The 11,125-nt window shown below is 62.7% G+C and carries 9 protein-coding genes; 5 read left to right on the top strand and 4 right to left on the bottom strand.

Features of this window, described 5'->3' with window-relative positions:
- Positions 1-115: 115 nt before the first annotated feature.
- Entirely contained in the window at positions 116-2,998 is a 2,883-nt protein-coding gene (locus tag LNV09_RS21260; RefSeq protein ID WP_263559059.1) for a M16 family metallopeptidase, read from the bottom strand.
- 184 nt (positions 2,999-3,182) lie between these two features.
- On the opposite strand from LNV09_RS21260, the gene LNV09_RS21255 reads away from it, so the two are divergent.
- On the top strand, positions 3,183-3,809 hold the full coding sequence (locus LNV09_RS21255; RefSeq protein ID WP_263559058.1) for a GNAT family N-acetyltransferase: 627 nt from the start codon (positions 3,183-3,185) through the stop codon (positions 3,807-3,809).
- On the opposite strand, the gene LNV09_RS21250 is transcribed toward LNV09_RS21255, so the two are convergent.
- The 3 genes from LNV09_RS21250 to LNV09_RS21240 form a co-directional block, all read right to left on the bottom strand.
- Entirely contained in the window at positions 3,806-4,192 is a 387-nt protein-coding gene (locus LNV09_RS21250) for a 5-carboxymethyl-2-hydroxymuconate Delta-isomerase (RefSeq protein ID WP_263559057.1), read from the bottom strand. The genes LNV09_RS21255 and LNV09_RS21250 overlap by 4 nt on opposite strands.
- A 134-nt stretch (positions 4,193-4,326) precedes the next feature.
- Entirely contained in the window at positions 4,327-5,334 is a 1,008-nt protein-coding gene (locus LNV09_RS21245; RefSeq protein ID WP_263559056.1) for an SGNH/GDSL hydrolase family protein, read from the bottom strand.
- A 124-nt stretch (positions 5,335-5,458) separates the two neighbouring features.
- Positions 5,459-6,184, bottom strand: a complete 726-nt coding sequence (locus LNV09_RS21240) for a Crp/Fnr family transcriptional regulator (protein WP_263559055.1) — start codon at positions 6,182-6,184, stop codon at positions 5,459-5,461.
- 199 nt (positions 6,185-6,383) lie between these two features.
- Between LNV09_RS21240 and LNV09_RS21235 the strand changes: the two genes are divergently transcribed.
- From LNV09_RS21235 to LNV09_RS21220, 4 genes are read left to right on the top strand one after another with little or no spacing between them, the layout of a single operon-like run.
- On the top strand, positions 6,384-8,330 hold the full coding sequence (locus tag LNV09_RS21235; protein ID WP_263559054.1) for an AMP-dependent synthetase/ligase: 1,947 nt from the start codon (positions 6,384-6,386) through the stop codon (positions 8,328-8,330).
- On the top strand, positions 8,330-9,115 hold the full coding sequence (locus LNV09_RS21230; protein WP_263559053.1) for an ABC transporter ATP-binding protein: 786 nt from the start codon (positions 8,330-8,332) through the stop codon (positions 9,113-9,115). The genes LNV09_RS21235 and LNV09_RS21230 overlap by 1 nt, the downstream gene beginning before the upstream one ends.
- A gap of 11 nt (positions 9,116-9,126) precedes the next feature.
- Complete coding sequence (locus LNV09_RS21225) at positions 9,127-10,056, top strand: branched-chain amino acid ABC transporter permease (RefSeq protein ID WP_263559052.1); 930 nt, start codon at positions 9,127-9,129, stop codon at positions 10,054-10,056.
- Between the two features lie 3 nt (positions 10,057-10,059).
- Entirely contained in the window at positions 10,060-11,124 is a 1,065-nt protein-coding gene (locus LNV09_RS21220; protein WP_263559051.1) for a branched-chain amino acid ABC transporter permease, read from the top strand.
- Position 11,125: the final 1 nt, after the last annotated feature.

Raw genomic sequence — 11,125 nt, 5'->3', positions numbered from 1 at the left:
AAGGCGCAGTTTGAAGCCAATAGCCGTAGCTATTGGCGAAAAGTGCAACGCAGCAGACCGCCCGAGACCGCGCTTGCACGGTCCGGCCTGATTTATGCAGAGCTTCCCTAGATCGCTAAGGTGTGGCGCTCAAGGCCCCATTGATCAAGATCAGCCAATGCTGCGGCAGCAGCGCGCGGCGCAATGCTTGCAGGACTTGCTCCGGGTTGGCCGCAGCCAGTGCCGCGTCCTCGGCCGCTTGCTGGCTGAGGAAGTTCATCTCCAGCTCGAAGTGCGTCAGCAGTGCCGCGGCCAGATGGGCGTCCTGGCCGCGCTGCTGGCGCCGGTCGGCCAGCAGTTGCCGGCGCACCCGCTCCAGCTCGGCGGCACCGAGCCCCTCGCTCAGCAGGCGGGTGATTTCTTCCTTCAAGGCGGCCTCGACCTTGAAAGCATTGGCCGGCGCGCTGCTGGCTTGCAGGCCGAAGCGCGCGCTGTCACCGGCATGGCTGTGAGGCACTTGCAAAGTGGCGCTGATGTTGTAGCTGAGCGCATCGTTTTGGCGCAGGCGCTCGGCCAAACGCGAGCCGCTGGCGGACGCGCCGTCACCGGCCAGCAAGCGTGTGCCCAGCAGCAGAGCCGGGTAGTCGGGTGACTGCTGGGTGAGGGCCAGGTCTTGCTGCATGGCGACCGTGGCCGCACCCTCGGTCGGCTGCTTGCTCACGCCAATAAAGCGCGCCCCTGCCAGTGGCTGCCGGGTCTGCTGTGCTTGCACAAAGGGTGCAGCCGACGGGTGCTTCCAGTCACCGAACAAGGATTCCAGGCCGGCGCTCAGCCCCTCGGGGAGATCGCCGACGACGGCAATCCGCGCCTCGTTCGCCGACCAATAGCGGGCATGGAAGTCGCGCACCTGCTGAGCGTCCAAGCCGCGCCAGATTTTCAGCAAGTCCTCGGCCGAGGGCTGGTAGTTGGGGTCGCCGATGCTGAGCTGCTGATTTTGGTAGCGGCGCAGCCTGTCCTGCGCCGAGTCGGGCGCCTCGCGCGCGGCCGGCTCCAGATTGAGCAGGGCGGCCTTGCGCACGCGCTCGAACGATTCGTCCGCCAGCGCAGGTTCGCGCAGCAAGTCGCGCAACAAGGCCAGCGCGGGCAGCAGCGCCGTCTTGCGGGCCTGTATTTGCACTTGCAAACCCTGTGGCCCGCTTTGCATGCGGATGTCGGCCTGTAATTGCTGGCGCAGGCGCTGGATGTCGGCGGCCGAATGCTTGCCCGCGCCGCCGTCCAGCATCGCGGCCAGCGCCCGCCAGCCTTGCTGACTGGCCATGGCTGCGGCGCTGCCCCAGCGCAGCGACAACAGCAGGCTGACCTGCTCATTGGCGCTGGGCTTGGGCAGCAGCGCCAACTGCATGCCGCTGGGCAGACGCTGGCGCTGCACGCGGGCCTCGAGTGCGGCCGGGTCGGCATCTAGGCGCTCTGAGCGCTCAGCAAGGCCCGGAGATTGGCTCGGCATGGCCCCGCCGGATTTTATTTTCTCCAATCCTTGTGAGGGATTGCTGATGCTCTGCACCTCGGCCGGCTTGGCGAACAGGCCCGCCAACAAGCCCTGAGCCGCATCGCCCGACTCGACGCCGCGCACGCTGGCATCGGTGACGCCGCGTGCGACGCTGCGGTTCTCCGCCCGCACATAGTTGGCGGCCACCTTGCGCACGTCATAGGCGCGCAGCTCGGGCAGCGCGTCCAGCAGTTTGAAGGGCAGCCGCCAGTCGCCGGCGCCGATGGCATGACTGAGCAGTTGAGCGGCCGCGTCGGGGTCTTGCAACTGGCGCCTGAGTTGCGCGGCGATCTCGTTGGCGACCCGGCGCACCAGCGCGTCGCCCATGCGCTGCGGGTCGATGAACTGGCCCAGCTCATCCAGCCAGCGCTCTTCGAACTGGGCCAACTCGCGCCGTGCTGCAGCACTGTTACTGCGGCTGCTCGGCAACAGCAGGGCCAGCTCTAGCAAATTGGGCTCGCGCGAGATGGGCATGCCGCTCACCAGCAAGGCCCGGCCCGGCCATGCCGGGTCCTGCGCCAGCCGCTGGGTCACGCCCAGCAAGAGCTGGCTCAAGACCATCAGCGCCGGTGCATCTGCATGCGCCATGCCGGGCGTGCGGTAGGCGACGGCCAGCGCGGTTTGCGCTGTCTGCAGGGTGCTGAGCCTGGGGGCAGTTTGTGGAGGCTCTGGCGCGCTGTCCGGTTCGGCGGCTGGTGCCAAGGCTGGCTGCGCTCCAAAAGCGTCCACCACGGCGCTCAAGGCTTGGCCTGCGTCAAAAGCGCCCGAGATCATCAGCACCGCTTGGTCGGGCCGGTAGTGGCGCGCGTAGAAGCTGCGCAGGCGCTGCAGCGACAGGCCTTCGATGTCCGATGTGAAACCGATCACCGGCCGGCCATAGGGGTGCTGGCGGTAGGCATTGGCTTGCAGCGCTTGATGCAATTGCTGGGCGACCGAGGCCGCGCGCAAGCCCATCTCGTTCAGCACGATGGGCTTTTCTTTCTCAAAGCCTTGCTCGTTCAGCAGCGCAGCTTGCATGCGTGAAGCCTCCAGTTGCAGCACCCGCGCCAGCGTGGCCGAATCAGGGTTGAACCAGCTGAAGTAATTGGTTCGGTCCAGGGTGGTCGTGCCGTTCCAGCGCACCTGCATCTGCTGCATTTCGGCCGCCAAGTCGGGCGCCTCTTGGGTGCCTCGAAAGGTCACGTGCTCAAGCAAATGCGCCATGCCGGCCTCGCCCGGCCCCTCGTGCCGGCTGCCGACGCGGTAAGTCAGCGTGACTCGCGTGAGTGGGTGCTTGGGCACCGGCATCAAGAGCACGCACAGGCCGTTGCTCAAGCGGTATTCGCTGATGCCGCCGAGTGAGCGCAACTCCTTGAGCTCAACGGACGGCGAGCTTGCTTGTGCGAGCAGCGGCAATGGCGTCAAAAGGGCCAGTATTGCCAGAAGTGCGATGGGCAAACGGTGGCGAAAGCCAGGGCGGGCGGTTCTTTGCATGGTGGCATCGCGGTGAAGAAGCCGCGATTCTCAGTCACGCTCGGCTGTTGTGTCTTTGCCGCAGCCACCCTGCAGATGAGGGGGGCGAAATCCGGCGGTCCGGTCAAAGCGAGTCTTGGTCTGGGGTAATCTCAGGGTTTCCACCAGTTTTCATCCTTGACCGTTCACTCGAAGGCGAGCTTAGATGGCGTTGACAGAAGATTTTGAGGCGGCCTCGGCGCCTGCGGCGGCTTTTGCTGCTTTCGCGGCAGTCGCTACATCACGCCTGTTGCTGCGTGCGCCGTGCGCAGGCGATCTGGACGCCGTGTTCGAATTGCATGCCGACCCCATCTGCACCCGCTGCAGCGCCAGTGCCACCTTGGTGGGCCGCGACGAAGCGCAAGCTTTGTTGCAGGGCTGGCTTGATCATTGGCAGACGCATGGTTTTGGTTATTGGGTGATCAGCGCCCGCGAGCAGCCCGATGTCGTGCTCGGCTTTGGCGGCGTGATGCACAAGACCGTCGACGGCGTCAGCGGCCCCTACTTGTACTTCCGCTTCCGACCACAAGTCTGGGGCCAAGGCTACGCGTCCGAAATGGCCCTGAAGGCGCTGGATTTGAGCTTCAACATTGTTCAGCAAGCTCATGTGCTGGCGATCGTGCTGCCGGCGAACACGCCCTCGCGCAAGACGCTGGAGCGCATCGGCATGCTCTTGAAGAGTGCGCTGGCCGATGTGCCGGGCCAAGCGCCCAGCCTGGTCTATGAGCTCAGCGCCGAGCGTTTTGCCGGCCTGCCCAAGGTGCAGCCTCAGCCGACGCCGTTCGGGGCCTAAGGATTTGCCTGCGCCAGGCCTGTGGACTTGGCATAACTCGCGCGGTCAATCTCCACAATTTCAACGCAGAGCTGCAGCGCTTGCGTCTTGGGCCAGGCGCAGGCTTGCTCCAGCACCACCAGCAGGGCGGCCGACAAGGCCTGTTTGGTCTGCGCCGAGCGCCCGCTCAACAGGGCCAGCTTGGCATGCACAAAGGCCTGGTTATCCGGATGGTTGCTGACATGAGTGCCGACCAAATAGGTGTCTAGTCGGATGGCGCGGCTTTTGATGTCCAAGGCCTCAAACTCGGCGCTTGCCAGCAAAACCTTGTTCATCGCCAGCAGCGTGTCGGCGGCCTTGAACAGGGGCAGGTTGCTGGTGTATTCGAGGGTGAGATGGGGCATAGAGCTTCCAATATGCACGGTGGACGTTCGAAGTGAACAACCTGCCGCGAAGCCTTGATTCTCCCCCTTGGCCACGACAACCCGCTTCAAATTGAAAAACCCCGCCGGGGCGGGGTCGGTAAGCTAAGCCTGCATCAGGCCCGGCGACGTTGCCAAGCCAGCAAACCGGCCATGCCGAAAGCGAACAGCAGGTAGGTCGATGGCTCGGGCACTGCAGCGGCCATCATCGCGTCAGCGAGTATCTGATGACCTTTGGCCGTCGGGTGGATGGCGTCCCAGTACAAGGCGGTGGCGGGGTCGCAGTTGTTGATCGCCGCGCCGCAGGCGTCACCGACATTGGCAATCCCGTAGGCGGCTGGGTTGGCTGCAATGGTGCTGATCAGGCCAAAGACGTCAAAAGTCTTGACCCCTGCCTCGGTGCTCAGGCGATAGGCCAAAGCGCTGTTCATGGTTGAGCCCAAGAGGCTGCCGATACCTTGCGTACCGGTCGCGCCGGCGAAGGGCGTGGCGCCAAAGTTCGGCGTATTCCAGACGATGATGTTGTGTGCGCCGGCGGCTTGCAGGCTGTCGACCATATTGCCGATGTCGGTCGCGTAATGGCTGGCGTTGTCGGAAATGATGCTGATCTGCTGGGCAAATGACAGACCCGGCGCAGACAAAGCTGTTGCCGCTGCGCGCAGATTGTTGCCGCCGCCTTCGATCACGTAGAGCGCGTCGCTGGGCGCAGCCGGGTGGGCACCGAGGAATTGACCGACCTGGGCTTTCAGGCTGTAGGGGAATCCACCGGGGCCGGAGCCGGCTTGGCTGGTTTCAGCGCCGCCGAAGGCATAGTTTGTGCCGCCGGCCAAGGAAGGTATCGCACTCAAACCCAGCGCATTGGTGAACTGGGTGGCCCAGGTCGGGCCATTGCTGTAGACGCCCGACGCATAAGTCAAGGAGGGGACGTAGGTGTTGCCGGTGATCACCTGTGCGGGGTTGAAGAGACCGGCCAGATAGTTGTTGCCGCTGTCCGACAGACTGTCGCCAAATATGACCACGCTGCTGAAGGGCGCGGCATGTGCCGGCAGGCTGGCCACCGAGCCGAAAGCGCCAATGGCGAGGAAGGAGGCGCCGAGCAGGCGTTGCGAAAGCTTGAGTTTCATTGAGGACCTGTGATCATAAAATGGCAGTGATTCACGGTAGCAGTGGGCTCAGGGCAGTCCTATTCGGGCAAACCCAAGCGGGCAGCCCCATTCGAGGGTTCATGCGCCCCTCTATTCAGGGGGGTCAAGTTGGCAATTGCGGATAGCAGCGCAGGCCCTGCAGATCGAGCACCCGCAGGCCGCCATATTCAATGCTGATCAAGCGATGCGCGACCAGCGCTTTGAGGGCTTGATTGACCCGCTGGCGTGACAGCCCGACCAGATAGCCCAGCTCTTGCTGGGTGATGCGCAGCATTGTGCCCACGCCGGGGTAGAGCTGCGGATGAAACAGCGCGGCCAGGTTGCGCGCGACGCGTAGATCGGGGTCGGAGATGCGGTCGATCTCACGCGCCGCGATGAACTGGCCGAGCCGCTCGTTGAGTTGATTCAGCATGAAGCGGTTGAAGGCGATGCTGTTCTCCAGCAAGTCGTGAAAGGTCTCGATTGGCAGACCCGCCACGACGCTGCGGCGCAGCGCCTGGATGTTGTAGCGGTAGCTCTCGCGCTTGAGCAGCGTGCCTTCGCCGAACCAGCCGCCGGGCGGCACGCCGGTGAAAGTGACGGCCGGACCCTGACTGTCGTCATTGCTCATCTTCAACAAGCCGTCGATCACGCCGAACCAGAAATTGGCCGGCCGGCCAATCCGGCAGATCCGCTCGCCGACCTCGGCGTCGGCCACTTGCAACTGCGCCAGCACGGTCTGGTGCTGAGCCGGCGTCAGCACGCTCAGCCAAGGGATAGCGGCCAGCTCATGGGGCGTCGCGGCGCGCGCGCGTTGGCGAAGAGGCGTGGCTTGGCTTGCGGATTGCATGCCTGAGTGTCGACGCAGTCCCATGACGCTTGGCTTACACGGCGTTTGTTGGTAACTAGGGGAAAGTACGCGGCAGGGAAGTCCCTTGGAATGTCGTTGCAACGACAACATGGCGTCAAAGTCCAGCCTAGTATTGGGTCCTGCTGATGAACGAGGCGCCCCAACGTTGGGCGCCAGGCATCACAAGGAGACAAAACCAGTGGCGACGACATTCCCCCGGCTCTTGCTCGAGCATGCAGCGCAGCGCCCCGCTGCGCCGGCGCTGCGCGAGAAGGAATACGGCATCTGGCAGAGCTTGAGCTGGCAGCAGTTGCAGGCCTTGGTCACCGAGCTGGCCCACGGCTTGGCGGCGGCCGGCCTGCGGCGTGGCGACCATATTGCGCTGGTGGGAGAGAACCGGCCGCGTTTGTCGGCCAGCGTTTTGGCCGCGCAAGTCTTGGGTGCGATTCCCGTGCCGCTGTATTCAGACGCGGTCGCGGCCGAGTTTGTGTTCCCGATCAATAACGCCGAAATTGCTTATGCCGTGGTCGAGGACCAGGAACAGGTCGACAAGATGTTGGAGCTGCGCGAGCATTGCCCGCAGCTGCGCTGCATCTGGTTCGACAAGCCGCGCGGGCTGCGCAACTATGTGGAAGCCGGCCTCGCTTCGCTGGATCAACTTTGTGCAGCTGGCCGTGAACATGCCGGCGAGCGCCCCAGCTTCTTCGCCGAGCAGGTGGCGGCGGGCCAGGCCAGCGACACCGCCGCGATGTTTTTCACCTCGGGCACGACCGGCAATCCAAAAGGCGTCGTCCATACCCATCAGAGCCTGATCGACCGGGCGCAGGCCGGCGCGCGCTTTGACAAGCTGACGTCCAGCGAGGAGGTCTTGGCTTACCTGCCGCCGGCCTGGATAGGCCAAAACATCTTCAGCTACGCGCAGTGGTTGGCCTGCGGCTATGTGGTCAATGCGCCCGAGTCGGCCAGCACCGTGTCCATAGACCTGAAGGAAATTGGCCCGAGTTATTACTTCGCGCCGCCGCGCGTGTTCGAGGGCTTGCTGACCAGCGTGATGATCCGGATGGAGGATGCGAGCGCGCTCAAACGGGTTTTGTTCGAGCGCTGCATGCAGCTGGCGCGGCGAGTCGGCCCAAACCTGATGGACGGCAAGGCCGTGGGTTTTGTCGACCGCTGCAAATACGCATTCGGCAATCTGGCCATTTACGGCCCGCTGCGCAATAGCCTGGGCTTCTCGCGGGTGCGCGTGGCCTACACGGCGGGCGAGGCGATAGGGCCGGATTTATTCAGCTTCTACCGCGCCATTGGCATCAATTTGAAGCAGCTCTACGGCTCGACCGAGACGGCAGTGTTCGTGTGCCTGCAGCCCGACCACGAGGCGCGTGCCGATACGGTCGGTGTGCCCATAGACGGGGTTGACATCAAGGTCAGCGAGAGCGGTGAAATCCTGGTCAAGTCGGCCGGTCTGTTCAGTGGCTATTACAAAAACGCGGCGGCCACCGCCGAGGTCTTGACGCCAGAGGGCTGGTATCACACCGGCGACGCCGGCTTCATCGACGGCCACGGCCATCTGAAGATCATCGACCGCGCCAAGGATGTCGGGCGCATGCTCGGCGGCACTTTTGACGGCGCGCTGTTTGCGCCCAAATACGTGGAGAACAAGTTGAAGTTCTTCCCTTATATCAAGGAGGCGGTGGCCTTCGGGGACCAGCGCGCCAGCGTCTGCGCCTTCATCAATATCGACTTCGAGGCGGTCGGCAACTGGGCCGAGCGGCGCAATCTGTCCTATGCCGGCTACACCGATCTGGCGCAAAAGCCCGAGGTCTATGAGCTGATCCGCGATTGCGTGGAGAAGGTCAATGCCGACTTGAGCGAAGACAGCGCCTTGGCCGGCAGCCAGCTCGCGCGCTTCCTGATTCTGCACAAGGAGTTGGACGCCGACGATGGCGAGCTGACCCGCACCCGCAAGGTCAAGCGCAGCGCGATTGCCGAGAAATATGCGGTTTTGATTTCGGCGCTGTATGACGGACGCCAATCGCAGTTTATTGAGACCGCAGTCAAGTTTGAGGATGGGCGCAGTGGCTCGATATCGGCTGACTTGAAGATCGTCGATGCGAAGACATTCGCCTCGGTCGGGAGGGCCGCCTGATGGCTGAAAAAAAGATCGGCGACATCATCCTCGAGGTCAAGAACATCTCGCTCGCTTTTGGCGGCGTGAAGGCGCTGACCGACATCAGTTTCGATGTACGCGAGCATGAGATCCGCGCCATCATCGGCCCCAATGGCGCGGGCAAAAGCTCGATGCTGAACTGCATCAACGGCGTCTACCAGCCGCAGCAAGGGGCGATCAGCTTGCGCGGCCAGACCTTCAAGCATATGAACTCACGCCAGGTGGCCGAGCTGGGCGTGGCGCGCACCTTTCAGAATCTGGCGCTGTTCAAGGGCATGAGCGTGCTGGACAACATCATGACCGGGCGCAGCCTGCATATGAAGTGCAATTTGCTCTGGCAGGCTTTGCGTTGGGGGCCAGCCGAGCGCGAGGAAAACGAGCAGCGCGAGAAGGTCGAGCACATCATCGACTTCCTGGAAATTCAGGCCTACCGCAAGACCCCGGTCGGGCGGCTCTCCTACGGTTTGCAAAAGCGCGTCGACCTGGGCCGCGCCTTGGCGATGGAACCGCAGGTCTTGCTGCTGGATGAGCCGATGGCGGGCATGAATGTGGAGGAGAAGCAGGATATGTGCCGCTTCATCCTCGACGTGAACGACGAGTTCGGCTGCACGATTGTCTTGATCGAGCACGATATGGGCGTGGTGATGGACATCTCCGACCGCGTCGTCGTGCTGGACTACGGCAAGAAGATAGGCGACGGCACGCCCGCTGAGGTAAGGCGTAATGAAGACGTCATCAGTGCCTATCTCGGCACATCCCACTGAGAGCATCCGGCATGGGACCCTTCCTTGAAATCCTCTTTGGCGGCCTGATGACGGGCATGCTGTATTCGCTGATCGCCTTGGGCTTTGTGCTGATCTACAAGGCCAGCGGTGTATTCAATTTCGCCCAAGGCGCGATGGTGCTGTTCGCCGCCCTGGCGATGGCGCGTTTTGCCGAATGGATACCGAAGTACAGCGGCCTGAGCAATCCCATCGCGGTGAACGCGCTGGCCTTCGGTCTGGCCTTCCTTGTGATGATTGGCCTGGCATGGGGTATCGAGCGCCTGGTGCTGCGCCATCTGGTCAACCAAGAAGGCATCACGTTGCTGATGGCCACCTTGGGCATCACCTACTTTCTCGAAGGGCTGGGTCAGTCGCTGTTCGGCTCCGACATCTACAAGATCGATGTCGGCATGCCCAAAGACCCGATCTTTTTGTTCGAGAAGACGTTTGAGGGCGGGCTCTTGGTCAACAAGGAGGATCTCTATGCCGCCTTGATCGCGGCCGTGATGGTCGCCTTGCTGGCACTGTTCTTCCAGAAAACCGCGACCGGCCGGGCTTTGCGCGCGGTGGCCGATGATCATCAGGCGGCGCAGTCGATTGGCATTCCGCTGTCCACCATCTGGGTGATTGTCTGGAGTGTGGCCGGCTTTGTGGCCCTGGTGGCCGGTGTCATCTGGGGTAGCAAGTTAGGTGTGCAGTTCTCGCTCTCGCTGGTGGCGCTGAAGGCCTTGCCGGTGGTGATCCTGGGCGGGCTGACCTCGGTGCCAGGCGCCATCATCGGCGGTTTGGTGATCGGGGTGGGCGAGAAGCTCAGCGAGGTCTATATCGGCCCGCTGCTCGGCGGCGGTATCGAGATCTGGTTTGCCTATGTGCTGGCGCTGCTGTTCTTGCTGTTCAGGCCGCAAGGAATGTTCGGCGAGAAAGTTATTGATCGGGTCTGAGCAATGTTCTATAGAGAAAACGGCCAGTTCAAAACGAGCTATCGCGCCGACAGTCAGATCTTCCCGATTCGGCAGGACCAGATTGCCGTCGCCTTGCTGCTGCTGATTGCCATCGTCGGCGTGCCCTTGTTCGCGTCGGAGTATTTGTTCCGCGCGATTCTGATTCCCTTCTTGATTCTGTCGCTGGCGGCCGTGGGTCTGAACGTGCTGGTCGGCTATTGCGGGCAGATCTCGCTGGGCACCGGCGCCTTTATGGCGGTCGGGGCTTATGCGGCCTATAACTTTCATGTGCGCATCGAGGGCATGCCCTTAATTGCGTCGCTGCTCTTGGGTGGTCTGTGCTCGACGCTGGTCGGTGTGCTGTTCGGCATTCCCTCGCTGCGCATCAAGGGCCTGTATCTGGCGGTGGCGACGCTGGCGGCGCAGTTCTTTTGCGATTGGGCCTTCCTGCGCATCAAGTGGTTCACGCATGACTCGCCGTCCGGCAATGTGTCGGTGTCCGGCTTGCAGTTGATGGGTTACAGCATCGATTCGCCGGTGCAAAAGTACCTGTTCTGCCTGGGCTTTGTGTTGGTGTTTGCGCTGTTGACCAAGAACCTGGTGCGCTCCGCGATTGGCCGGGAATGGATGGCGATGCGCGATATGGACGTGGCCGCCGCCGTCATTGGCATACGGCCTGTGTACGCCAAACTGAGCGCCTTCGCCGTCAGCAGCTTCATCGTCGGCGTGGCCGGCGCCTTGTGGGGCTTTGTCCACCTGAGCAGCTGGGAGCCGGCGGCGTTTTCGATCGACCGCTCATTTCAGTTGTTATTCATGGTCATCATTGGCGGCCTGGGTTCGGTGATGGGCAGCTTCTTCGGCGCTGCCTTCATCATCATCTTGCCCATCATGCTGGGTCAAATCCCGCATTGGTTTGGCCTGCCCATTCAAACCGAAACCGCCTCGCATCTGGAGTTCATGATCTTCGGCGCGCTGATCGTGTTCTTCCTGATTGTTGAACCGCATGGCATTGCACGCCTGTGGTCAACCGCCAAAGAGAAGTTGCGCCTGTGGCCCTTTCCACATTGAT

Origin of the sequence: Paucibacter sp. B2R-40, from assembly GCF_025717555.1 — a bacterium.
In the GTDB taxonomy this organism is placed as follows: domain Bacteria; phylum Pseudomonadota; class Gammaproteobacteria; order Burkholderiales; family Burkholderiaceae_C; genus Paucibacter_A.
This window is presented reverse-complemented; position numbering and strand designations above follow the sequence as displayed.